The sequence below is a fragment of the Oceanobacillus sojae genome (assembly GCF_007991515.1).
GTDB classification, from domain to species: Bacteria; Bacillota; Bacilli; order Bacillales; family Amphibacillaceae; genus Oceanobacillus; species Oceanobacillus sojae.
The window spans coordinates 53,993-78,701 of the sequence record NZ_BJYM01000021.1 but is presented as its reverse complement, the minus strand read 5'-3'; the positions used below and the strand labels follow the sequence as shown (position 1 = coordinate 78,701).

General features: G+C 38.2%; 26 protein-coding genes, 1 other RNA gene and 3 pseudogenes. 23 read left to right on the top strand and 7 right to left on the bottom strand.

The features are described 5' to 3' along the window. Window positions 1-231: 231 nt before the first annotated feature. Window positions 232-414 (top strand): hypothetical protein, encoded by a 183-nt coding sequence (locus OSO01_RS20190; RefSeq protein ID WP_156988831.1) that lies wholly within the window; start codon window positions 232-234, stop codon window positions 412-414. Between the two features lie 146 nt (window positions 415-560). On the opposite strand, the gene pflA is transcribed toward OSO01_RS20190, so the two are convergent. Then, window positions 561-1,301, bottom strand: coding sequence for a pyruvate formate-lyase-activating protein (pflA, locus tag OSO01_RS20185; RefSeq protein ID WP_147212269.1), 741 nt, complete (start codon window positions 1,299-1,301; stop codon window positions 561-563). A 95-nt stretch (window positions 1,302-1,396) separates the two neighbouring features. Continuing rightward, complete coding sequence (gene pflB / locus OSO01_RS20180; RefSeq protein ID WP_147212268.1) at window positions 1,397-3,652, bottom strand: formate C-acetyltransferase; 2,256 nt, start codon at window positions 3,650-3,652, stop codon at window positions 1,397-1,399. A 310-nt stretch (window positions 3,653-3,962) separates the two neighbouring features. On the opposite strand from pflB, the pseudogene OSO01_RS20175 reads away from it, so the two are divergent. Together OSO01_RS20175 and OSO01_RS20170 are read left to right on the top strand one after the other, a co-directional pair. Continuing rightward, window positions 3,963-4,814 (top strand): annotated as a pseudogene (locus OSO01_RS20175) (RNA-guided endonuclease InsQ/TnpB family protein). Window positions 4,815-4,982: 168 nt separating this feature from the next. Beyond that, complete coding sequence (locus OSO01_RS20170; protein WP_147212267.1) at window positions 4,983-5,900, top strand: DMT family transporter; 918 nt, start codon at window positions 4,983-4,985, stop codon at window positions 5,898-5,900. Window positions 5,901-5,984: 84 nt separating this feature from the next. Here the strand turns inward: OSO01_RS20170 and OSO01_RS20165 are convergent. Next, window positions 5,985-6,242: pseudogene (locus OSO01_RS20165) on the bottom strand (ImmA/IrrE family metallo-endopeptidase); the annotation flags it as partial. Between the two features lie 225 nt (window positions 6,243-6,467). Further along, entirely contained in the window at window positions 6,468-6,842 is a 375-nt protein-coding gene (locus tag OSO01_RS23970; RefSeq protein WP_147212265.1) for a helix-turn-helix domain-containing protein, read from the bottom strand. A 155-nt stretch (window positions 6,843-6,997) separates the two neighbouring features. Between OSO01_RS23970 and OSO01_RS20155 the strand changes: the two genes are divergently transcribed. The 6 genes from OSO01_RS20155 (at window position 6,998) to OSO01_RS20135 (ending at window position 12,615) form a co-directional block, all read left to right on the top strand. After that, complete coding sequence (locus OSO01_RS20155) at window positions 6,998-7,231, top strand: helix-turn-helix domain-containing protein (protein ID WP_147212264.1); 234 nt, start codon at window positions 6,998-7,000, stop codon at window positions 7,229-7,231. Window positions 7,232-7,809: 578 nt separating this feature from the next. Then, window positions 7,810-9,042, top strand: a complete 1,233-nt coding sequence (locus tag OSO01_RS20150; protein WP_147212263.1) for a dicarboxylate/amino acid:cation symporter — start codon at window positions 7,810-7,812, stop codon at window positions 9,040-9,042. A gap of 229 nt (window positions 9,043-9,271) precedes the next feature. Further along, window positions 9,272-10,987 (top strand): acetate--CoA ligase, encoded by a 1,716-nt coding sequence (gene acsA, locus OSO01_RS20145; protein WP_147212262.1) that lies wholly within the window; start codon window positions 9,272-9,274, stop codon window positions 10,985-10,987. Window positions 10,988-11,330: 343 nt separating this feature from the next. Beyond that, a complete protein-coding gene (locus tag OSO01_RS23805) occupies window positions 11,331-11,468 on the top strand; it encodes a lipoprotein (protein ID WP_246145255.1) in 138 nt (45 codons plus the stop codon). Window positions 11,469-11,499: 31 nt separating this feature from the next. After that, window positions 11,500-11,931, top strand: a complete 432-nt coding sequence (locus tag OSO01_RS20140; RefSeq protein WP_246145254.1) for an NDxxF motif lipoprotein — start codon at window positions 11,500-11,502, stop codon at window positions 11,929-11,931. Window positions 11,932-12,099: 168 nt separating this feature from the next. Further along, window positions 12,100-12,615, top strand: coding sequence for a type 1 glutamine amidotransferase domain-containing protein (locus tag OSO01_RS20135; protein WP_147212261.1), 516 nt, complete (start codon window positions 12,100-12,102; stop codon window positions 12,613-12,615). Window positions 12,616-12,665: 50 nt separating this feature from the next. Here the strand turns inward: OSO01_RS20135 and OSO01_RS20130 are convergent, their stop codons facing one another. Both OSO01_RS20130 and OSO01_RS20125 read right to left on the bottom strand, forming a co-directional pair. After that, window positions 12,666-13,958 (bottom strand): glycoside hydrolase family 18 protein, encoded by a 1,293-nt coding sequence (locus OSO01_RS20130; protein WP_147212260.1) that lies wholly within the window; start codon window positions 13,956-13,958, stop codon window positions 12,666-12,668. Between the two features lie 63 nt (window positions 13,959-14,021). Further along, window positions 14,022-14,549 carry a cysteine hydrolase family protein gene (locus tag OSO01_RS20125; protein ID WP_147212259.1) on the bottom strand — a complete coding sequence of 176 codons (528 nt, stop codon included), beginning with the start codon at window positions 14,547-14,549 and terminating at the stop codon, window positions 14,022-14,024. Window positions 14,550-14,640: 91 nt separating this feature from the next. On the opposite strand from OSO01_RS20125, the gene tadA reads away from it, so the two are divergent. From tadA to OSO01_RS20110, 3 genes are all read left to right on the top strand, one after another. Beyond that, on the top strand, window positions 14,641-15,144 hold the full coding sequence (gene tadA / locus OSO01_RS20120; RefSeq protein WP_186813718.1) for a tRNA adenosine(34) deaminase TadA: 504 nt from the start codon (window positions 14,641-14,643) through the stop codon (window positions 15,142-15,144). 65 nt (window positions 15,145-15,209) lie between these two features. Beyond that, an RNA gene (gene ffs / locus OSO01_RS20115) (signal recognition particle sRNA large type) lies at window positions 15,210-15,475 on the top strand. A gap of 184 nt (window positions 15,476-15,659) precedes the next feature. Further along, complete coding sequence (locus tag OSO01_RS20110) at window positions 15,660-16,685, top strand: NADH:flavin oxidoreductase/NADH oxidase (RefSeq protein WP_147212258.1); 1,026 nt, start codon at window positions 15,660-15,662, stop codon at window positions 16,683-16,685. A gap of 426 nt (window positions 16,686-17,111) precedes the next feature. Here OSO01_RS20110 and OSO01_RS23590 read toward each other — a convergent pair whose 3' ends face one another. Beyond that, a complete protein-coding gene (locus OSO01_RS23590; RefSeq protein WP_222595752.1) occupies window positions 17,112-17,201 on the bottom strand; it encodes a putative holin-like toxin in 90 nt (29 codons plus the stop codon). Between the two features lie 268 nt (window positions 17,202-17,469). On the opposite strand from OSO01_RS23590, the gene dnaX reads away from it, so the two are divergent. From dnaX to OSO01_RS20060, 11 genes and pseudogenes are all read left to right on the top strand, one after another. Then, a complete protein-coding gene (gene dnaX, locus OSO01_RS20105; protein ID WP_147212257.1) occupies window positions 17,470-19,179 on the top strand; it encodes a DNA polymerase III subunit gamma/tau in 1,710 nt (569 codons plus the stop codon). A gap of 27 nt (window positions 19,180-19,206) precedes the next feature. After that, window positions 19,207-19,521, top strand: coding sequence for a YbaB/EbfC family nucleoid-associated protein (locus tag OSO01_RS20100; RefSeq protein WP_147212256.1), 315 nt, complete (start codon window positions 19,207-19,209; stop codon window positions 19,519-19,521). A gap of 95 nt (window positions 19,522-19,616) precedes the next feature. After that, the gene (gene recR / locus OSO01_RS20095) at window positions 19,617-20,213 is read left to right on the top strand and encodes a recombination mediator RecR (protein ID WP_147212255.1); all 597 of its coding nucleotides are present in this window, start codon (window positions 19,617-19,619) and stop codon (window positions 20,211-20,213) included. An 85-nt stretch (window positions 20,214-20,298) separates the two neighbouring features. Continuing rightward, window positions 20,299-20,511: a YaaL family protein gene (locus OSO01_RS20090; protein ID WP_147212254.1), complete on the top strand. Its 213-nt coding sequence runs from the start codon at window positions 20,299-20,301 to the stop codon at window positions 20,509-20,511. A 207-nt stretch (window positions 20,512-20,718) separates the two neighbouring features. Continuing rightward, the gene (locus OSO01_RS20085; RefSeq protein ID WP_147212253.1) at window positions 20,719-20,982 is read left to right on the top strand and encodes a pro-sigmaK processing inhibitor BofA family protein; all 264 of its coding nucleotides are present in this window, start codon (window positions 20,719-20,721) and stop codon (window positions 20,980-20,982) included. Between the two features lie 115 nt (window positions 20,983-21,097). Next, window positions 21,098-21,295 (top strand): sigma factor G inhibitor Gin, encoded by a 198-nt coding sequence (locus OSO01_RS20080; protein ID WP_077602824.1) that lies wholly within the window; start codon window positions 21,098-21,100, stop codon window positions 21,293-21,295. Window positions 21,296-21,393: 98 nt separating this feature from the next. Further along, window positions 21,394-21,534 carry a hypothetical protein gene (locus OSO01_RS23475; protein ID WP_186813717.1) on the top strand — a complete coding sequence of 47 codons (141 nt, stop codon included), beginning with the start codon at window positions 21,394-21,396 and terminating at the stop codon, window positions 21,532-21,534. A gap of 269 nt (window positions 21,535-21,803) precedes the next feature. Continuing rightward, the gene (locus OSO01_RS20075; protein ID WP_147212252.1) at window positions 21,804-23,225 is read left to right on the top strand and encodes an aminotransferase class I/II-fold pyridoxal phosphate-dependent enzyme; all 1,422 of its coding nucleotides are present in this window, start codon (window positions 21,804-21,806) and stop codon (window positions 23,223-23,225) included. Further along, a pseudogene (gene tmk / locus OSO01_RS20070) lies at window positions 23,225-23,910 on the top strand (dTMP kinase). The gene OSO01_RS20075 and the pseudogene tmk overlap by 1 nt, the downstream one beginning before the upstream one ends. Further along, window positions 23,879-24,208 carry a cyclic di-AMP receptor DarA gene (gene darA, locus OSO01_RS20065; RefSeq protein WP_040977662.1) on the top strand — a complete coding sequence of 110 codons (330 nt, stop codon included), beginning with the start codon at window positions 23,879-23,881 and terminating at the stop codon, window positions 24,206-24,208. Before tmk ends, darA begins: the two are co-directional and overlap by 32 nt. A 34-nt stretch (window positions 24,209-24,242) precedes the next feature. After that, window positions 24,243-24,674, top strand: coding sequence for a YaaR family protein (locus tag OSO01_RS20060; RefSeq protein WP_147212251.1), 432 nt, complete (start codon window positions 24,243-24,245; stop codon window positions 24,672-24,674). Window positions 24,675-24,709: the final 35 nt, after the last annotated feature.

Sequence of the window (24,709 nt, the reverse complement as noted above, 5' to 3'; positions counted from 1 at the left end):
CTATACCGTTTATTCTGGTAAGTTGCAGTGAAAAGAAAGAAGAGTCTGATCTAATTACAGAACATCCAACACGCTTACATACTATAGGCGAATTTTATAAGATATAAAGAAGCTAATGATATCGGCACATATGAAACAGGACCGGTTACAATTATAATCGACTCTGCTGAAACAGTGAATGGATCATTATCAGATACATTTAAAGTACCTGATGATGAAAGAGAGATGGAAATGTTAAAATGTACCCGTAGTCAAGAAAGAGCTCCTTTCCTGCGTCAATTCCCATTTATTTTAGAAGAATCCACTGCGCAAGAAGTTGAACAATCAACCCTGCTGATAGATGCACCACTAGATAACGAGGGAAACGCGGCTGGAGAGGATTTAGAGATAGAAATTTATTTCTTAAAAGATTAATTTCTATTTTAGCAATTTTTTTGGCTGCAGCATCGATAAGGTATTGATTTATAAAAAAATATATAGTGAAAGGAGCCGCTTTTTTTTGTGTGAACGGCTCCTTTCATCTATATAAAGAGCAATATCGAGCAAGGAAGTTCCCGCTGTTATATCACTTTCACCCGATTTAAAATATTCTCCGCATTTCTCACCCGATCCTCTGCCGGCGGTTCTACACCCTCGAGCGGATAATCTAATCCAAGATTTTCCCATTTATAAACACCTAATTTATGATAAGGCAAGACTTCTATTTTTTCGACATTATTTAATGTAGCAATAAAGTCTGATAGTTCTTGCAAGTATTCATCGTTATCACTGCCGCCAGGTACCAGTACGTGCCGGATCCAGACGGGAACGTTTTTTTGGTCTAAATAATTGGCCATATCCAGAATGTGTTCATTTGAAAGACCTGTGAGTTCTTTGTGCTCTACAGAATTAATATGCTTTAAATCTAATAATACTAAATCGGTTAATTCTAGTACTTTATCTAAATTCTCTATAAAGTGAGGAGAGCGGTTAAAGCACCCGGCAGAAGTATCAATGGTTGTGTGTACGCCTAATTTTTTCAGTTCGGTAAATAGTTCGAGTAAAAATTCAACCTGAAGCAAAGGCTCTCCGCCGCTTACAGTCACTCCTCCATTCGTAGCCTGGAAAAATGGGAGATAATCTTTAATGTCTTTTACAAGCTCTTGTACAGACATTTTCTTTCCTGCCCCCATTTTCCAAGTATCGGGATTGTGACAAAATTTGCAGCGTAATAGGCAGCCCTGGGTAAATATAACGTACCGCAGCCCCGGCCCATCTACCGTTCCACACGTTTCGATTGAGTGAATTCTTCCTTCTTTCATGATGCTCTTCCTCCCCGCTTTATTGCTTAAAATAATTCTTCATCAACCGCTCTGATAATTTTATGAGCGCTTGATAATCATTTTCTTACAGGACCTTACAGGCTTTCATGGAAGGTCCGATTTATCACATCAATTTGTTGCTCTCTTGTCAGTTTAATAAAGTTTACCGCATATCCCGAGACACGAATGGTCAGCTGCGGATATTCTTCCGGGTGCTCCATCGCATCTAATAAGGTTTCACGATCAAATACATTGATGTTTAGATGATGCCCCTGTTTTTCTGCGTAACCGTCAAGAATGCCGGCTAAGTTTGTTGTTCTTGTTTCTTCATCTTTACCTAATGCTTTCGGTACGATGGAGAATGTGTTGGAGATACCATCCATCGCATACTTATATGGTAATTTTGCAACAGAGCTTAAAGAAGCTAAGGAGCCGTTTTTATCGCGGCCATGTAATGGATTTGCTCCTGGTGCAAAAGGTTCTCCTGCTTTTCGTCCATCTGGTGTATTTCCTGTTTTCTTCCCGTAAACAACATTGGAAGTAATAGTCAGAATAGACTGCGTTGGTACAGCATTGCGATACATATGATGTTTTTTAATTTTATTCATAAAGTTCTTCACTAAATTGACTGCAATCTCATCGACGCGTTCATCATTATTACCGTATTTAGGATAATCTCCTTCAATTTCATAATCAACGACAAGGCCATCTTCATCGCGAATAGTTTTTACTTTGGCATATTTAATGGCACTTAAGGAGTCGGCAATCACAGACAATCCTGCAACACCGCAGGCCATTGTCCGTAATACTTCATGGTCATGCAGTGCCATTTCCAGACGTTCATAGCTGTATTTGTCATGCATATAATGGATAACGTTTAATGCGTTGACATATAACCCGGATAACCAGTCTAAGAGTGTATCATATTTTTCTATCACCTCGTCATAATCCAGATATTCTGACGTAATTGGTGCATAGTTTGGAGCTACCTGCATTTTCAGATTTTCATCGACCCCGCCATTGATTGCATAAAGAAGTGCTTTCGCTAAGTTGGCCCGGGCACCGAAGAATTGCATTTGTTTACCGATGCGCATGGCAGATACACAGCAGGCAATCCCATAATCATCTCCGTAAATCGGACGCATGATATCGTCATTTTCATATTGAATGGAGCTTGTTTTAATGGACATTTTAGCACAATATTTTTTATAGTTTTCAGGCAATTTTTTTGACCATAGAACTGTTAAGTTTGGTTCAGGTGCTGGTCCTAAATTATCTAGCGTATGCAGAAAACGGTAGGAACTCTTTGTTACAAGTGGACGTCCATCTTCTGCTATCCCTGCCAATGATTCTGTTACCCAAGTTGGGTCTCCGCTGAATAATTCGTTGTAATCTGGTGTTCTTGCGAATTTAACGAGACGCAGCTTCATCACAAAATGATCGACAAGTTCTTGTGCTTCTTCCTCTGTCATAACCCCATTTTTAATATCTCTATCTATATAAATATCTAAGAATGTAGAAACACGGCCAAGGCTCATTGCTGCACCGTTTTGTTCTTTAATTGCAGCTAAATATGCTAAATAGAGCCATTGGAAGGCTTCCTGAGCAGTTGCTGCAGGCTTTGAAAGGTCAAATTCATATTTTTCTCCGAGTTTTTTCAAGTCCTGCAGTGAACGAATTTGTTCTGAAGTTTCTTCGCGGTCACGAATAACATCCTCTGTCATTGTTCCATTACCGATCAGGCTAAGATCTTTTTTCTTTTCTTCGATTAAACGATCAACACCATATAAGGCAACTCTGCGGTAATCTCCAATAATACGCCCGCGACCATATGCATCCGGGAGACCGGTGATAATTCCTGCTTTTCTTGCTTTTAAGATTTCGGGTGTATAGGCGTCAAAGACTCCCTGGTTATGCGTTTTACGATGTTCCGTAAAGGTATGAACAACTTCATCATCCACCTTATATCCATAGGATTCTGCAGCAGCTACTGCCATACGGATACCTCCAAATGGCATTAAAGCACGTTTGAAAGGCTCATCAGTCTGAACACCGACTATTTTTTCAAGTGGCTTATTCAGATAGCCTGCATTATGGGAAGTAATCGTTGATACGATCTTTGTATCTAAATCATAAACGCCGCCATTTTCCCGTTCCTCTTTGGTTAATTGCATGACTTGGTCCCACAAATCTTTAGTTGCCTGAGTCGGTCCTGCCAGGAAGGATTCGTTTCCTTCATATAAGCTATAATTCTGTGATATAAAATCACGCACATCGATTTCTTTCTGCCAATTACCATCAAGGAAACCATCCCAAGGAACTCTTTTCACCATTTCATCTGCTACTTTCATAGCAAAACCCCTCCTCTTAATAATTCAACATGTGAAATATTTCACATTATCTTAATTTCATTATAACGCTTTTGAAATATAAAACAAGTGAAATTATTCACAAACAACGAAAGTTCTTAAAATGTTCAAATTTAACGTTTTTCCGAAAGAAGTCCCCTCTTCAAGCGTAAGAAAGGCTTCCATGCAACGATAAGGGGAGATGAATTTCGGTTGGTGATAGCCAAAAAGTTTTTGTTATGGTGTGTTTGGAACAAAAGTTCCGTTAGAGGTAGTTGTTATGCCCAAACAACAAAAAGCATATAAATTTTGAATTTATCCGACAGAGGAACAGGCTTCTTTGGTTCGTAAAACGTTCGGATGTGTACGTTTTGTCTATAATCAAATGTTGGCAGAGCGAATGAATAGCTATGAAACATTCCAGAAAGATAAAGAAGGCTCCAAGCGGAGGGAAAACCCCACACCAGCAAAATATAAGAAAGAATTTGAGTGGCTAAAAGAAGTGGATTCTTTAGCTTTAGCAAATGCATAGCTTCATTTAAATATTTCTATTTTGACGGAATATGAAAACGAGATAAAAAGCAAAGAAGTTCACCAGGTTGCAGGATTAGATTTTGCGATGGATGGGCTATTTGTCGATAGCGAAACAGGTAAGAAAGCCAATTATCCACGTTTCTATCGACAAATGCTTGAAAAATTAGCAATCGAACAACGTAAACTCTCTCGTAAAGAGAAAGGTTCCTCTAATTGGAATAAACAGCGTATTCGATTAGCTAAAATCGGGGAGAAAGTCGCCAATCAACGAAAGAATTTTTTGCAGCATAAATCAAAAGTACTTGTAACAAAGTTTGACGCAATAATTATGGAGGACTTAAACATGAAAGGAATGTCACAAGCTCTTCAATTTGGAAAGAGTGTCATGGATAACGGCTGGGGTATGTTCACTTTTTTCTTACAGTACAAACTAAAAGAGCAAGGGAAACAACTGATCAAGATAGATAAATGGTTTCCATCGACAAAGATGTGCTCATCATGTAGTTTGGTAAAAGAAATAACCTTATCAGAACGTACTTATCTATGCAGTTGTGGTCTAAATATGGATAGAGATTATAATGCAGCAATCAATATCAAGAACGAAGGCATACATCTATTAGGAATTTCCTAATCTACTATCTATTATCATATAAACTTTTGGGACAAGAGGGTTAGCTTGGTCCATTTCGTCAGTGGTGGGTAGTTCACAAGCTTATCTGAAAAAAGCAGGAATATTGTTTTCCTTGATAACTTTGCTAAAATAAATACATTACGTTTTCTGAGAAAGAAGGTTTCTTTTTTGTACATATTAATCGTCTTAGGGATTATCGCAGGGATGATGATTCCTATGCAGACAGCGGTAAATAACCGCCTGAATTTATTTACCAAAGCTATTTTTCCTACCTCCTTTTACTCTTTTTTATCAGGGAGTATTATTTTATTTATCATTAATTTCATTATGGATCCCGGCAAATTTACGATATCGTTTTTCGCATCACAATCTTTGTCTTACGTCTGGTTTGCCGGCGGTGTGCTTGGGGTAATCTTTCTAACAGGTAATATTATTTTATTACCCAGAATCGGCGCAGCATTAACTGTTATTGCGGCAGTCACTGGACAAATGGTGATTGGAATTTTAATTGATACATTCGGCTGGTTCGGCGCAGAGGTAAAACCATTACATGTTATGCATATTATTGGTGCGGTCCTTTTAATCATCGGAATTATTTATATGAATGCCAAAAAGAAGCCGGGCGGCTCTCAAAACTATTCCCGTTTATGGATCGTGTTCGGTTTATTTACCGGAATGATGCCGCCGATGCAAACAGCTATCAATAGCGAATTACGATATGAAGTAGATTCATTTATTTACGCAGCTTTTATATCCTTTATCGTAGGTACCATTGTGCTATTTATTCTGTCAATAATCCTTAGTAAAGGGGTAAAATTAACACGTACCTCTGGTAATTTTAAATTGAAGCCCTGGCATTTTGCCGGCGGTCTGCTCGGGGCTGCATACATTGCATCGAATATTAGCTTAATGCCTCATCTGGGCGTTACACTGACGATGATGTCTACCATCTTAGGGCAAATAATAATGGGGTTGTTAATTGATCATTTTGGTATGTTTAACCTCCCGAAATATCCAATTGATCAGAGGAGAATTATTGCTGTTATTATGATAATTGGAGGAATTGCGTTATTAAACTTCTTTTAAGAGAGCAGCTCTTGTTTTCTTGTTCAGGAAATAAGGGCTGTTTTTTATTTTAATAAAATTTACTATGGCTTATCGAAACGGAAATTACCCTGCCAGATAATAAGCAGGCGGCTCATACAGAGAAATCTGTTTATTACGGTGCACTCCCAGTTTATGAAGTGCGAAGGGAAAGCTGACTGGGAAATGCTGTTGAATATCATAGACACTTCTAATGAGAAACTGGTTAAGCATAAAGGTTGGAATACAGAAATGATAGCCAAAGTGGTTGGCTTGATTTTCCTGCAATTCAACAAAGAGAGAGTTCATAAAACGCTGATCTCCTTCATTGAAAAAGTAGTGACATAATTCATGACCAAAGCATTGCTATTTGTTTTGGTGGGAATGTATGTTCTTTTTTGGTGTTAAAAATAAAGGTGCAGCAAGTACACCTGTTTTGGCAGATAAGAGAGTATAAGATTTCTTACTAAATAACGTTTTTGATGGTAGTCTCAGGACACAAATAAAACTGGAATGCAATGAGCTTGTGACAATAAAGATTACCCATATACCTTATTGAGAATATAACTACTATTCTTTTTTATCATCATTTCTATTATCCATTTTCTTTTTATATAAAATATATTGTATCACATGTAAAGCTTCTTGTTTCTCGTCTTCTGTCATGCGTTTCCAATTACTGAACATTAGTGTATCCTGTTCAGACATCGGCTCAGGCTGGGAAGTACTTTTCGGTGAGGGATACATAGATTTACCAAGAAGCCAATCTACAGAAACACTATATAATTCAGCCATTTTATGTAAAGTGTCTGTATCAGGATCACGATATTCTCTTTCATAACCAGATAAAGTACCGTTTGAAATTCCCAGAAGCTTAGATGCTTCAATTTGTTTTAATCCAGCTTTTTCTCGTGCTTCTCTTAATCTTTGGGAAAGAATTTTCATTGTATCCACCTCATTATAGAGATAATACCATTTTTAATAAAAATAATAGTATTTTTAAGCGAAATGCAAATTTTACTATATTAATATATTGACTTATGCAAAACGCTTAATTATAATTTAAGTAGAAAGAACTAAATGATGGATGGAGTGATTTAGTGGAAATTCATGAGAAAATTGAGTTTATTAGACAACAAAAACAAGTAACAAAGACACAAATTGCAAAAAAATGCTCTAAGACTCCCGCATGGTATACAAACATTTCTAAAGGGAAAACAAAGATAGATGTAGATACCTTGGAAAAAATAGCGGAGGCACTGGAAATTGATGTGAAAATGTTGTTTGATAAGGAGTTAAATGAGGCATTAAATAAATGCAAAGAGCTTTTATAAAATAAAGCTGGTTAAATAAAAGAAACGATGAAATTAAGAGATTTTATACACCCTAGACAATATCGATACCTCAAAGAGCTTAAATTATAGTTATGTAATAAAGAGCACCGCAAAGCTATTTCCTCAAAGAAAAATCTCTCAATCTGACTGAATTTTTTCCTAATATAATAAGTAATTTAGGTTCTATCTCCTGATAAAAGGGGGTAGTTTTTTATTGGATGAAAATGCGGCAGTGTTTTATAAGATAATAATCGGGGTACATTCTTTAAAACTAGCAGGGACATGGTAAATAATGTATTATTTCAAAAAATACTATTCAAAAACCTGTCATTTATGGTAGAATTTATTCTACCTATTCTACAAATTGAAATAATCCCTGTATAAATGTAGTCGCCTCAACTACAAAGAAAGAAAAATCCAATAAGTCTATGTTTTATATCCAATGAAATTTATGAATTTATTAAGAGTATAAATGACCTTAAATCAAGGTGAATTGCAACATTCGGAAGCCTCAATAAATTTTTATTTTTCAGATGGATATTTTTTTAAGCCTCAACATAGTGAAAGGAAGAAGGTATATGGATTCTAAAAAATTAACGAAAAGAATATTAATTGCTTTAATTGCTGGTGCAGTTGTTGGTATTGCTCTAACATTTGCTCCCGAGAGTTTTTTTGGACCTTTGGATAAATATGTGTTGGATCCAATTGGACAAATATTTTTAAACCTTATTATGATGCTGGTTGTACCGCTGGTGTTTGTTTCTATTGTTTTGGGAACAGCAGGATTAGGCGATCCCGCGAAGTTAGGGAAAATTGGTGTTTTCACGATCACTTTCTTTTTAACAACCACTGCGATTGCTATCAGTATTGGGTTAGCGTTAGGTTATGCTGTTAAACCAGGTAAAGCTGGAATTTTTGATACATCGAATGTTGGTGATTATACGCCAGGTGAAGCGCCTCCCATTATGGAGACGCTGATTAATATCATTCCTGAGAATCCAATAGCTGCAATGTCGTCTGGAGATATGCTGCAGATTATTGCATTTGCTGTGTTTATAGGAATTGCTCTGGCGTATTTAAATGATAAAACTAAAGGTATTTATAATTTATTTGAACAGGCAAATGAAATTTTAAACTGGCTCGTCATGTTAGTTATGCGATTTGCTCCTTATGGTGCGTTTGCGTTAATCGTATCAGCAATCGGAGGTGCCGGACTGGATGCAGTCGGTTCGATGCTAAGTTATATGTTAACCGTTATTGGAGCGCTGTTCCTGCATGCTTTAATTATTTATTCACTAGCTATCTGGTTATTGGGACGAGGGAATCCAATTAAATTCTTTAAAGGCTTCTTCCCGGCGATGACAGTTGCTTTCAGTACATCCAGTTCCAATGCGGCACTGCCTGTAGCTATGAAAACAGCCCAGGAGAATCTGGGTGTTAAGAAAGAAATCAGCAGCTTTGTTCAACCGCTGGGAGCAACCATTAATATGGATGGTACAGCGATTATGCAGGCTGTTGCGACTGTGTTTATTTCACAGGTATATGATTTGCCTCTTACGATGGTTGATTTATTAATGGTTGTTCTTGTTGCTACTCTGGCAAGTGTCGGCACAGCAGGTGTGCCAGGTGTCGGCTTAATTATGCTGGCAATGGTTCTAAAGCAAGTTGGTCTGCCTGTTGAAGGTATTGCATTAATTATTGGTATCGACCGAATCCTTGATATGCTGAGAACAGCTCTGAATACTTCAGGAGATGCAGCATGTGCATATATATTATCAGAGAGGGAAAGACGAAAAGAGAAAAAAGCATAACTCATTAAACCGGTAGGATTCGTCTTACCGGTTTTTATTAAAAATTCCTGGAACCCTGCGTCCGAAAGGTGTTTATCACGTGAACATCTCCTTTATTTTGTAAAATTAGAAACAAACTCTTTAAAAATGTCACAGAATGTTCTAAAATAGAATCAGTTAACAAAATATTTGAACCCTTTTTTTAATTCTATTTGTAATCGTTTTCAATTTAATTGGATGAGGTGATTAGATGGATATGCAAGCAATACCGGCCCGTGAAGGGAAGCATAATTTAAAAAACTATGAGGATTTCCGAAATGATTTTTCTTGGGAAGATGTAGAAAAGAACTTTTCCTGGTATGAAACAGGAAAAGTAAATATGGCATATGAGGCTCTTGATAAACATGCTGATAATCCTGATAAGAAGGATAAGATCGCATTGCTATATTCAGATCCCGCCCGCGAAGAAAAGATGAGCTTTGATCAGCTTCGCTTACAGAGTAATCAATTTGCAAACGTACTTAAAAAATACGATGTGCAAAAAGGGGATCGTGTTTTTCTTTTTATGCCAAGAAGTCCCGAGTTCTATACAGCATTTTTTGGTATTTTAAAAATTGGAGCTATTGCAGGACCATTATTTGAGGCATTTATGGAGCAGGCAGTAGGAGACCGGCTGGAAAACAGTGAGGCACGTGTTTTAATTACAACTCCAGATTTGCTCTATCGTATACCTCAGGACAAATTACCGAATTTAGAGAAAATCGTATTAGTCGGTGAGCATGAGGAAGAAGGAGATCAGTATATAGATTTTCATGCAGAAATGAAGAGTGCGTCCACTGATTTTGATATTGTATGGGTGGATAAAGAGGACGGCATGCTGCTCCATTATACATCTGGTTCAACAGGAAAACCAAAAGGGATTCTGCATGTGCATAATGCTATGATTCAGCATTATGCAACAGGAGAATGGGTATTGGATTTAAAAGAGGACGATATATACTGGTGTACTGCAGACCCGGGCTGGGTAACAGGAACGAGCTACGGTATTTTTGCTCCATGGCTGCATGGGGTAACGAATGTTATTCGCGGCGGGCGTTTCTCTCCGGATGACTGGTATAAAACATTACAGGATAATCATGTTACTGTATGGTATACTGCACCGACAGCATTACGTATGCTTGTAAGTTACGGCGAGGAGAAGGTCAGAGAATACGACCTGTCTGCGCTGCGTCATATTTTAAGTGTTGGAGAGCCGCTAAATCCGGAGGTTATTACTTGGGGATTAAAAGCATTTGATTTGCGCATTCATGATACATGGTGGATGACTGAGACAGGTGCCCAGGTTATTGTAAATATCCCGGCATTAGAAATCAGACCAGGCTCCATGGGAAAACCAATCCCTGGCGTAGAGGCCTCTATTGTTGATAACGAAGGAAATGAAATTCCTCCAAATCAAATGGGTAATTTAGCAATTAAAGCAGGCTGGCCATCTATGATGCGTGAGGTTTGGAATAATAAAGGAAAATATGAGAGCTATTTTATTAACGGATGGTATGTATCCGGGGACAGCGCTTATCGGGATGAGGACGGCTATTTCTGGTTCCAGGGCCGTCTGGATGATGTCATTAATACATCTGGTGAACGAGTTGGGCCATTCGAGGTAGAGAGCAAGCTGATTGAGCATCCGGCTGTTGCAGAGGCAGGAGTTATCGGTAAACCGGATCCTGAGCGTGGAGAAATTATTAAAGCGTTTATTACCTTAAATCCAGGCTACGAAAAAAGTAATGAGCTTTTAGAAGAAATCCGTCAATTTGTTAAAAAAGAATTAAGTGCACATGCGGCACCGCGAGAAATTGAAGTGAAAGACTCTATTCCAAAAACACGGAGCGGAAAGATTATGCGCCGTCTGTTAAAATCATGGGAATTAGGGCTGCCGACAGGTGATACGTCGACACTAGAGGAATAATGTGCAGTATTTAAAATAAAGTGATAGGTTAAAGATAAATCTTACCTGAAATAAAAAGCGACTTTCCGCATTGTTGTGAGCGGGAAGCCGCTTTTTTATGCCGTAGTAGTTTACTTAAGAATTGTAGCAGATAAAAGAATCTGATGAAGTGAATTAAAGGTGATTCATTTGCTGACTATAGTGGCGATATTTAATATTCTCTACTCTCAAATATGGAAATTTATATAAAAATATTATTTTATTAATAATTACTTTATATAACATAATTGACAGATTTAGGAATAGGTATAAGATAAAAATAAAAGTATAATGGAATATCATCTATTAAGAAGGGAAAATTAATATGAGAAAAATCATTTACAGCCTTTTGATTATTTTATTATTAAGTGCATGTTCTCAAGAAGAAAATACGGATATGACAGAGAATGACGTTATTTCAGTGGAAAATATAGAGATTCCTGACACTCATTTTTATCTCTGAAAAAAACAATCACGTAATTGATAAAGAAGAGGTGAAACAAAGTATAAAAACATATCTCGATATCAGTGAAGAATTAGAAAATGCCAGCTATCCATTTGAGGAATTAATAGATGATGATCAGGAATTAAATGAAATTGAATTAGAGAAATTTAATAAAATTAACAGCTTGATAAAAGAAAATGATGATAATTTTTCTAATTATATCTTACATAATACTTTGCCAGAAGGTTATCAGGAAGAGTCTGAAAGAATTAGCCAATATATTACAGCCTCTCATCAATATCTTTATAAATTAGATGAAGCACTCAATGACTTGACAGATAATATTAGTGAAGGAAATTTTTCTGATATAGATATGGAATCAATCATTGATGAAAGTGGTACAGTCAATGGAAGAGAACAGAAAAAAATAGAAGAATTCCTTAACCAGGAGAATATTCATACCAAAGCATTCGGAGGATAAATATTAATTGGGATAAGGCAGATTAACCTATATTGTTTGAGACAGAGATTTATAACAGATAAATCCTAAAGGAAAATTCACGGAATGAATATAAATTCTTTTATGTTTTAAATAAATTCTATTTGGGAAGATATAGGATGTAACCATTATTAAAGGAGTGAATGATTCATGGGTAAAAAAATCGCAACAGTTATTACAGACTTATTTGAAGACGTTGAATATACAAGCCCTAAGAAAGCATTGGAAGAAGCTGGTCATGAGCTGGTTACTATTGAAAAGGAACAAGGAAACACGGTAACCGGTAAATCAGAAGATACAAAAGTAACAATCGATAAAGGTATTGATGATGTGAAACCGGAAGACTTTGATGCTTTGCTTATTCCTGGCGGTTTCTCTCCAGATATATTACGTGCAGACGATCGCTTTGTAGCATTTGCAAAACACTTTATGGATGAGAAAAAGCCGGTTATGGCAATTTGTCATGGACCACAGCTTCTTATTACTGCAAAAACACTTGATGGCCGCGGAGCAACAGGTTTTAAATCTATTCAAGTAGACCTTGTAAACGCAGGTGCGAAGTTCAAAGATGAAGAGGTCGTTGTTTGCCAAAATCAATTAGTAACAAGCCGTACGCCGGATGATCTTCCAGCATTTAATCGTGAATCAGTGAAGGTACTTGGTTAATTAATTATAGAAAAAGGAGGTGCTTCTAAAATTTGAAGCACCCCCTTTTATTATTCATCCAATTTCCGAATATCAAATTCATTATTTAAAAGCAGCCAGTTTTGCGGGAAAGCCAGCCCTAATTTCCAATATGAAATACCTAATAGCTGAAATTCCCTGATTAAATCAAATTTTGCCTGAATAGAACGGGCATCCTCAAACCAAACCTCATGCTCTTGGCCTGATTCATCAGCATACATAAAGTAAGGCGCCTGAGCGGTGGTATCATATTGAATGGCGACATTATTCTCCCAGGCGATATTGACTGCCTGTTGCGGGCTAACCGCTCTAGCAGCTTCTCCGCCTTCCACAAAAGGAAGTGTCCAATCATATCCATATAGATTTTGACCAAGCATAATTTTCTCTGACGGGATTTCTGAGACAGCATATTCAACCACGTCACGGACAGAATTCAAGGGAGAAACAGCCATTGGCGGGCCATAGCTATACCCCCATTCATAGGTCATTAACACCACAAAATCTACAATCTCCCCGTGTGCTCTGTAATCATGTGCTTCATACCATTGTCCAGCCTGCTCTGAACTTGTTTTTGGAGCAAGTGCTGTTGAAATCTGCAGTCCTGCTTGTGAGAGGCGGTCCTTTGCTGTACGTAAAAAAGTATTATAAGCCTCGCGGTCTTCTGGCAATAGAAATTCAAAATCAAAGTGTACATCACGAAAACCTTGTTCTGTAGCGATATTAATAATTTCATCTAATAGTGTATTTTGAACAGCCTGCACCGTTAAAATAATATGTCCGACCTCTGAGCTGAATGCTCCTTCTTCTAGATTGGTCACCACCATCGCAATAGAAGCACCATTATTCCTTGCGGAGGTAATGAGATTTCCTGTTGGTGGAGCTGCAAGTGTACCGTCCCGATTAACCCGATAACTAAATAAACTGAGATATGTTAAAAAAGGCGTATAGTTGCTTGCTGCGGTTTCTAGGGTTTGGGAAACCTCTTCTCCCATTGGTTCGACATAAGCATTTGAGGTAATCGGTTCTTTTGGAGCCAGCGGAATATATAATCGAAATCCGGGATAGATAATCTGATTTGAATTCAAGCCGTTAATCGTTGCCAATTCTTCCACACCGATGTCAAACCGGGCGGCAATGGAGGAAAGCGTATCGCCAGGCTGAACAAAGTAAAATTGACCGACAATCGGAATGACAAGTGCTTGCCCGATAACTAATTGGCTTGGCGCATTTAATTCATTTGCATTGACTATATCTTGAACGGAAGAACCATATGTATCTGCAATTTGCTCCAGTGTATCGCCCTGTTCAACGACGTATATCTGCAAAGTAATACCCCCTTCAGATTGCTTCTTACATACTATACATATGAAGGGGGAAAGAGTTATATGCTAAACTGGTGAGATATCTGCATCCATTACAGACTCCATCAGATAAAGTGCATAATTATTATTTTCATTTTCCTCAGAAGCAATGCAGTTTTTAGGAATCGAAAGACTTAATTTATACATATAGGCATCCTTTGCAGTAAACAGGATGCAAATATCGCCGGCAATGCCTGCTAAAATAATATGCGACCGGTTTAATTCTGTTAAGAGTGCATGTAAAGGTGTTTGAAAAAAAGCGGAGTGTTGTGGTTTAATTAGAAAATAATCGTCATCATCCGGTTTGATTTTTTCAATGATTTCCTCGCTTTTTTCATTTTTACAAAAGTCGATAATTTTATGGAAGTCTGCTTGCCATAAGCCGTAATGGTCATTAACATAGATAACGGGAATAGATTTTTCCTTGGCAAAATTACGGAGCTTTATCAGATTTGGAAGCATGTCTTCTGTATAAGCATGAAGATTATCGCCGCCGTCAAATTTAAAATCATTAATTACGTCAACGAAGACAAGTGCTGTATTTTCAATTTTCATGGTTATTGGATGTCTCCTTTAGAAAGATAGGTTAATTTAGTATTCCCTCTTGCAGCTATAATTAAAACGATAATAAAGTGATGTGATAAAAATGACAGAAGAAATGTCAGTAAGTCAAGATGAATTATATATGGCAGCAGCTATTCAAGAGGCACGCCGGGCCTGGATATTAAACGAAGTACCAATTGGTGCTGTAATTGTCAAGGATGGAGAAATTATTGGAAAAGGATTTAATTTGCGGGAATCGATACAAACAACACTAACCCATGCAGAACTGCTTGCTATTCAGGAAGCTAATCAGGCAGTAGGGAGCTGGAGATTAGAGGATTGTACCTTGTATGTTACCTTAGAGCCGTGCCCAATGTGTGCCGGAGCGATTGTACAGTCAAGAATTAAACGTGTGGTCTACGGAGCAAGTGATCCAAAGGCAGGCTGTGCCGGAACATTAATGAATTTATTAAAAGAGCCGCGTTTTAATCATCAGGTTGATGTAGCATCAGGAGTTCTTGAACAGCAGTGCAGTATGATCTTAAAAAATTTTTTTAAAGAACTGCGTCAGAAAAAGAATGAGAAGGATTCTGCATCGGAAGAATAATATGGATGCCGATAATGGGACAAATATCGTTGCAATTTCTTCCTGAGGAAGATATAATATTAATTACGTGCTAAGCGGGGAGGTAGCGGTGCCCTGTACTCGCAATCCGCTATAGCGAGGCCGAATCCCTGCTCGAGGTGAGATGACTGTATGGTCTGACTTAAGGGATTGGTGTTGACGTCCTGGTCCTGCGCAACAGGAACCCATGAACCCTGTCAGATCCGGAAGGAAGCAGCAGTAAGTGGTTTTTCTTGTGTGCCGCGGGGAAGCCTGGGCTGAGCCATGAACTTATGTAGCGCATATGGTCATTTCATCGAAAGCAGGTGCACGCTACATATTGAAAAAAGAACTGTAAAAATGCAGTTCTTTTTTTGTGCAAAAAAAAAGCCTTATCCTGCGAACGTAGAAGTTTTAGCTGCTTTTTAAAATATGGAAGGCAAAACAGATTATTTGCACTAAATAATAACAAAGCATATGCTATGAATTACTTAAAAATTTATAAGCGAGGTGCAAGAATGGCTCAATTAACACAACCATTTACATTGAAAAATTTAACCTTGAAAAATAAAGTTGTTATGGCGCCAATGTGCCAATACTCCGTTGATGCCAAAGACGGAATTCCAAATGACTGGCATTTTGTACACTACACATCACGGGCAGTAGGAGGAGCCGGTCTAATCTTAGTTGAGATGACGGATGTCGATCCAGATGGACGTATTACAGATAATGATCTTGGCCTGTGGTCAGACGAACAAATTCCAGCCTATAAAAAAATCGTCGATGCTGTTCACAAGAACGGTGCAAAAATAGGTATTCAAATTGCCCATGCGGGAAGAAAGGCAGAGGATGCGAACCCGCCGGTTGCTCCATCTGCAATCCCTGCTACAAAAGACGATAAAATGCCCCGTGCTTTAACTACAGAAGAAGTTCGGGAAACGGTTCAACAATTTCAAGATGCAGCAAAACGAGCGGTCGAGGCCGGATTCGATACAATTGAATTACATGGTGCACACGGCTACTTAATCCATCAATTTCATTCTCCAGGTATTAATCAGAGAGAGGACGAATATCAGGAATTATCTTTATTTGGAGCGCAGATTATTCGAGCTGTCAAAGCAGTTATTCCCGAGGATATGCCATTATTAATGCGTATATCTGCTGTTGAATACATGGATGACGGCTATGATATAGATCATGCTTTGGAAATTGCGAAAAAATATAAAGCAGCGGGCATTGATATGTTCCATATTTCCAGTGGCGGGGAGGCTCCTCCAGGAAAACAAAAACCAGCAATACACCCTGGCTATCAGGTTCCATTTGCACGTAGATTTAAGGAAGAGCTGAATATACCTGTCATCGCTGTCGGTATTTTAGAAGATCCTCTATTAGCGGAATCTGTTATCGGAAATGGTGATGCTGATTTAGTTGCAATTGGACGTGGCATGCTAAAAGACCCTTATTGGGCAATCCGGGCAAGTGAGCAGCTGGGAGATACAATAGAACCAGCAAGACAATATAAGCGTGCTTACCCGAAAAAGTAATGATATATGCAGGCTTATATAAGCATCGTTAATTGTACGTTGTTCTTTTTACAGGTTAAATTGTACTAGAAACAGGGTATATGATATAATTTCTTATAGAGGATATTCAAAAAATCCAATAAAGATGACACGGCAATGAGAGGATCTTCTACTAAGAACGCCCACGTCCTGTGGACAACACAGAAGCCACCACATCCTGCGGAAGTCCGTCGGAAAAAGCTAGTCGCCTTGGACTTCTTGGTCCTATTTATCGGACTTTTTGAATACGTACTTATATAAACGCATAGTATATAATATTGAAAAGGGCAGTATGTATGAGCATACTACCCTGACAATACACACAGTTATTTCTCTCCATCAGAGAGGGAAGGCTGTTTTAAAGTGACGAATGAAGCCACCCTATTTGCCGGCAAGCTAAGGGTGGTTTTACTTTTGGTCTTTGTCGTGAAATGAAAGAATGGCAATAATAAGCATGCCAAAGCTGATCATTAAAGACAGGGCGTCAAAAGTAGCCATAGGCATCACCTCCTTCCATATAGGAGATGCTACCTTCCACCGTTAAACTTTTTACTGTGTATATCATAGTGTATTATACCATAATGGGAACGTTAGTTCTATAATTTCGATAAAGCTTCTTTATTCTTTATGAAGGAATTCTCTAAAATTCAATTTTTTTAATAATTATTTAAACATAAATTACTTCCAGATAATCTATTTCTAAGGTTTTCATCCAGGCCACTAATCGGGTATAATAGAAACGAGACACATAAGGGGAATCGAAATCATGAGTTATCAAGCTTTATACCGCGTCTGGCGCCCAAGAACATTTGAAGATGTTGTAGGACAGCAGCATATCACGAGAACATTACAAAATGCCATTACACAAGATAAATTCTCACATGCTTATTTATTCTCTGGTCCAAGAGGGACAGGGAAAACAAGTGCTGCAAAGATTTTTGCACAAACGATTAATTGTGAGCATGCACCCGTAAAAGAGCCATGCAATGAGTGTGCGGCATGCAGAGGTATTCAGGATGGCTCTATTTCCGATGTCATTGAAATTGATGCGGCATCGAATACAAGTGTCGATGATATTCGTGATATCCGGGATAAAGTGAAGTATGCACCGAGCTCTGTACCTTACAAAGTGTATATCATTGATGAAGTGCATATGATATCTGTCAATGCCTTTAACGCGCTTCTGAAAACATTGGAAGAACCGCCGAAACACGTTGTATTTATCCTTGCAACAACTGAACCGCATAAAATACCATTAACGATTATTTCCCGTTGCCAGCGTTTTGATTTTAAACCAATTTCCAATCAGGCAATTGTGGAAAGAATGCAGAAAATCATGAACGCCGAGAATATTTCTGTTACGGATGAAGCTTTAGAGTCCGTTGCATTAGCAGCAGAAGGCGGTATGCGTGATGCATTAAGTATCCTGGATCAGGCTATCTCCTATAGTGAGGAACAGGTAGAGCTGGAGGATGTGCTGGCCGTAACTGGCGGCGTATCTCAAGAGGTTCTCACCAATATCGTACGTGCAATGATACAGCAGGATGTGCAGACTGTACTCAGCGGATTGGATCAGATGATTCAAACAGGAAAAGATCCAGGGAAATTTGTACAGGATTTAATATACTTTATGCGTGATTTACTTTTATATAAAAGCTCGTCAGGATTAGGGGAGCTATTAGAGCGGGCTGTTGTCAATGAAGCCTTTGAAGAATTGGCTAAGCAGATTACAAATAACTGGATTCAACGCTCCATTATTGAATTGAATCAATGTCAGCAGGAAATGAAATGGTCCAACAGCCCAAAGATTTTTATTGAGGTAGCATTGTTATCCATTACAGATCAATTTGGAAAAACGCAAGGAGCGGGGCAGATCCAGTCTGAAGCTGTGGAGCAATCAGATGCTGTTCTAAAGCTTCAGCAAAAATTGCAGGCAATGGAGAAGGATATAGCGAAATTAAAAGAAGCACCGCCGCAGCATCAGGAAGCTGGAGGAAGCGCACCTGCAGCTGAGAGGCGCCGTCCCGCTTCCAGAAATTCACGAAACACATATAAGATTCCATTTGACCGGATTCGTGATACACTAGGAAAAGCAGAGAAAAAAGAGCTGAAGGATGTGCATGCACAGTGGGCAAACTTCTTAAGCCAATTAAAAACAACGAATGCCCCGGCGCATGCAACTATTCAGGACAGTAAGCCTGCCGCAGCATCAGCAGATACACTTATTGTAGCGTTTAAATATGAAATTCATTGTTCTTTATTCCTTGATCATCGGGAAATGGTAGAATCGATATTAGGGAATTTAGATAAGCATCGCACTATTATTCCGATCCCTGAGAAAGAATGGAATGACCTGCGCAGTGAATACATCCAAAAGCAGGAAAAGCCTGATGAACAGAAGGAGCAGGAGGGGGATCCTCTTGTAGACGAGGCACGAAAGCTCTTTGGTGATGATCTTTTAGAAATTCATGATTAACATATACATTTAAAGGAGGTATTTTCCATGAAGGGAAATATGAATAACATGATGAAGCAAATGCAGAAAATGCAGAAGAAAATGATGCAGGCACAGGACGAATTGCATGAAATGTCCTTTGAAGCAACTGCAGGCGGCGGTATGGTAACTGTCCGTGCAAATGGAAAGAAAGAAATTGTTGATGTAGAGATTAAAGAAGAGGTTGTTGATCCAGATGATATCGAAATGCTGCAGGATCTTATTGTAGCAGCAACAAATGATGTCTTAAATCAAATTGATGAAAAAACAAATGCAACAATGGGACAATTTACAAAAGGATTGAATATGCCAGGAATGTTCTAATTCCTTTCTAATTTGAAAAGTAAGGCGTCTGGCTTCTTTGCCAAGGCGCCTTACTTTTCCCTTAAAGTGATGTTTTTATAGGGAGGTAAGAAAATATGTATTATCCAGAGCCGATAACTAAGTTGATGGACAGCTTCTCCAAATTACCAGGAATTGGTCCAAAGACGGCAGCACGTTTGGCCTTTTTTGTTTTAAATATGAAAGATGATGATGTAATGAATTTTGCCAATGCCTTAGTTCATGCAAAACGTGATCTTACCCATTGTTCGGTTTGTGGACATATTACGGATCAGGACCCCTGCGCTATTTGTCAGGATACCAGTCGGGATGGGTCTATTATTTGTGTTGTCCAGGATCCGAAAGATGTTATAGCAATGGAAAAAATGAAAGAATTCCGCGGCAGATATCATGTGCTTCATGGAGCTATTTCTCCGATGGACGGAATTGGACCGGAGGATATCAACGTACCGGATTTGCTTAACCGCCTGAAGGATGAAGAGGTAGAAGAGCTTATCCTGGCAACAAACCCGAATATTGAGGGAGAAGCAACAGCAATGTATATTTCCCGTCTGATAAAACCTTCTGGAATCCGTACAACGCGTATTGCACATGGATTGCCTGTCGGCGGAGATTTAGAATATGCTGATGAAGTGACATTGTCAAAAGCATTAGAAGGAAGAAGAGACGTCTAACTTTTTTTCTAATCATCTATGGAGAGTGAAAAATAAAAGCTTCATAGTATGAAATTTCATTTTATAATAGGGTTTGGTGGAGAGTATGGCAAAGAGATTAAAGAAAAAAGATATGGATCAGGAGCTTCTGAATGCTTTATATCAGGTTGAAGGGGAATGGAGACAGCTTCAGGATTTTGTACGAAAAAGTATCGACCCCTCGCGAAATGGTATGCAGGAGAAACTATTAGCGAAATCTAAATATCTGATGCTATTAAGAGAAGCCCGGATTCGCAATGTAAAAGCTAATCGGTTTTAAAAATAATATATAATTTTTACGAAAGAATCATGTATGTTTTAAACTGCCTGGTTCTTTTTATTGTCCGCTCTTGCTGAATCCAGAAGAAAATCTCCAATGAATCTTAGAAATTCTCAAACGGATTCAGCCACTCTGAAAATCTGTTCTAATCGCTGTTGGACAATCATAGAAATATGTTAAAGCGATGGAAGGAAAGTGGGGAGAGGGATGAGTTCAACACTATTTATTGGGATCATTATCGGATTAATTATTCTTTTATTTATCGTAGGAGCACCGGTGAAGCCTATGAAATATATTGGGAAAGCAACAATCAGGTTAGGTATAGGCGCATTGCTGCTGTTTTTCTTAAATGTGTTCGGAGGAGCTATCGGCCTGCATATTCCCATTAATCTATTTACTGTTCTGGTATCTGGATTTCTTGGTGTATTTGGTGTCGGTTCCCTTGCGGCTATTCATCTATTTATTCTTTGAAATGCTGTTTAGCCATTCTTGTATTTCATTCACTAGTAAAGCTGATATATAATATATTTTTTTATGTATAGCATCCGTTAGATTAGGAGATACTAGTTTTAACGGAGGTGGAGAAATGAAACAGCAAAAAGTTCAAGAATATGAGTATTGTGGAATTTGCGAGGAACCAAAGGAAAACGGTATTCATTTGTATTCCATGTTTCTATGTTCAGATTGTGAGCATAATATGATCCATACAGAGCCAAGGGAAGAGAAGTATCAATACTATCTCTCAAAGTTAAAAAATATTAAACAACCAAAATTACACTCTTAATATAATCCCCTTTTTAACAAGTCTTTGCATGCAAAGGCTTTTTTGTTAGCGTAAAATATTAAAGAGAACACCTTCCATTTGAGAGAAGGTGGACAATAATGACTTGGGATAAGATTTTAGGCGCGATATGGTTATTAATCGGTTTGATAGTTGTAGTAAGCTTAATGAAGATGAATAAGAAAAAAGGGGAGATTTCTGCTTTTTTAGGATATGTCAGTATGGCTGTTCTAGTAGAATAGAGTTTAATTGGATGCTTTCTTTACTATTTTATACTGTTCTATACTATTTAACTTTATTGCCTTAATTTTAGCTATGAAAATAAATAGTTAGTATACAGCTGAACATTCTAATTAGCTCAATGAGGTAGTATGTACCAGGCAAAAATATAATACCATCTGTACTTCTTTTTCCTATTCTGCACCTGGTTGTTATAATAGAGAAAGGTAAACAAATCAATTCCTAAGAATTGGTTTGTTTATTTATATACAAACAGAAATGAGGCAGGAAAATGGATCAACAGCGCATACCATTAGCAGAGCATTTACAAGTATTTGCAGACAGCAACCCAATCTCTTTCCACGTTCCAGGTCATAAACATGGACAAATTTTTTCACCTGCATATAAAGCAGATTTCCAGCAGATGCTCCGCTGGGATGTGACAGAAATCACTGGGATGGATGATTTACATGCGCCCACAGGTATCATTGCAGAGGCAGAAAGACTAGCAGCGGATTTTTTTAAGACAGAGCACACCTTCTTTCTTGTTGGCGGGTCGACAGCTGGAAATCTGGCAATGATTCTTGCAACGTGTAAGCAGGGGGAGAAGATCCTTGTACAACGTAACTGCCATAAATCTGTAATGAATGGGTTGGAGTTAGCTGGAGCGAAGCCTGTTTTTCTTGCGCCGAATTGGGACGATAATGTTAAAAGGTATACAAGCCCAAGCTATGAAACCGTGGAAGCAGCAATAGAGCAGCATCCAGATGTGCAGGCGTTAGTACTTACCTATCCGGATTATTTTGGACAGACCTATAATCTAAAAAAAATGATTGATAAAGCACATCAATATAATATCCCTGTGCTAGTCGATGAAGCACATGGGGTTCATTTTGCATTAGGAGATCCCTTCCCAGCTTCAGCAATTCAATTAGGGGCGGATGCGGTTGTTCATTCTGCTCACAAAATGGCTCCGGCAATGACAATGGCTTCTTATTTACATATTGTGACACCGCGTATTGACACCACCCGGATTGCTCATTATTTACAAGCTATCCAGTCGAGCAGTCCTTCGTATATATTAATGGCTTCTTTAGATATGGCTAGACATTTTTTAGCAAATTTTTCAGCAGGAGAACGAATAAAAGTGATAAAAAGTGTCGAATATGTGAAGACTTTATTTTCAGCCTTTCCTTTTTGGGAGGCTGTTCCCTCCGGTGATCCATTAAAGCTGACGTTCCACGTGAAACATTCTTTTTCGACAAGGTCTGTTGTGAACTTGCTCGAAAAAGCAGGGATTTTCCCAGAGCTTGCTACAGAGGAGCAAATTTTATTTATCCATGGACTTGCACCATTTGAGCAAATTGAAATGTTAGAAAAAAGGTTGAAAACAATAGAGCATCCGTTAAAAAAATCAGTAAATCGTGCTACAATAGAGAAGATAAATCTTTTCCCTGATAAGATTCAGGAATTAGATTTGTCTTACCAGGAAATGAACAATTATACAACGTATCTGGTCCCGGTGAAGGAAAGTATTGGAGCAATAGCTGCTGAAGCGATTATACCTTATCCGCCTGGTATTCCTGTCCTTTTAAAAGGAGAAAGGATTAAACAGGCGCATATAGCACATTTAGAAAAATTAGTAGAACAAGGTGTGAGGATTCAGCATAGGGACTCTGGTGTACGCATATATAGGAATAAAGGGGAACGATGATGACAAATGGTTTGTTTATAACATTTGAAGGCGGCGAGGGAGCCGGTAAGACCACAATTCTAAACCAAGTTTATGAAGAGCTGACAGGAAGAGGATTTGAGGTTATCAAGACAAGAGAGCCAGGCGGTATTCGTATCTCTGAAAAGATTAGAGATATTATTCATGACCCTCTTCATCTTGAGATGGAGGAAAGAACAGAAGCATTATTATACGCAGCAGCAAGAAGACAGCATCTCGTAGAAAAGGTTTTCCCTGCGTTAGAAAAGGGGAAAATAGTATTATGTGATCGTTTTGTGGACAGCAGTCTGGTTTACCAGGGATATGCAAGAGGCATCGGCGTAGATGAAGTATTTGCTATTAATCAATTTGTGATTCAGGATTGTATGCCGGATATAACGCTCTTTTTTGATATTGATCCTAAAAAAGGACTGGAGCGCATTTCAGCAAATGCTGAAAGAGAGAAAAATCGTCTGGATTTAGAAACGATTGAATTTCATGAGAAAGTCTATGAAGGCTATCAGTTAATCAAATCTCGTTTCCCGGATCGTTTTCAAACTGTGAATGCTGACCGCTCACGTGAGGCCGTCTATGAAGATGTGCTGGAAAGAATTATTACTTTTTTAAATAAATAAGTCAAAAGGGGCTGATCAATCATGAAATTAATTATAACTGTGATTCAAGATAAGGATTCCAACCGCCTGGTAAACGCATTAGGTGAAAATAAATTTCAAACAACAAAATTAGCTACAACAGGCGGATTTTTAAAAGAAGGTAATACGACACTAATGATTGGTTGTGAAGACGAATATGTGAATGATGCCCTTGAAATCATTCGCGATAACTGCTCACATCGTGAACAGATGGTTGCGCCAATTTCTCCAATGGGAGGAAATGCAGATTCTTATATTCCAAAACCAGTTAAGGTGGAGGTTGGAGGAGCTACTGTGTTTATCCTGCCTATCGAATCCTTTTACCAATTCTAAAAAAACATTTTAATAAAACGGGAGGGGGAGAACAATGAAAATCTCGAGTGATATATTAACACCAAGAGACGGCAATCTGAAGCGGCCTTCACAAACAAATAATGCTTCTTTTCAAAATCTTGTTCAAACCCAATCGGAACAGCTGAAGACACAGGAATTCACTCAAATGGTGAAGCAGATAACCGAGCAGGGTGATAAGCTGAGCCGGTATCGTTCCTTCCGTGAGTTAGTCAAATTCAAGCGAATGGTAAAGGGATTTCTGGAAAAAGCGACATCAGAAGGCTATCTTCTGGAGAAAAAACAAAGCTTCGGCATGCAGGGAAGCAGACAATTATCTACAGTGAAGATAATTGATGAAAAAATTGCCAAATTGGCGGAGGATTTAATGGATGAAGAAAAGAAAACCATTGATATTCTTGGTTTAATTGGAGAAATTAAAGGTTTGTTAGTTAATATTTATACATGAGCTAAGCTCTTTTGAGGAAGAGCTTAGCCTTTCAT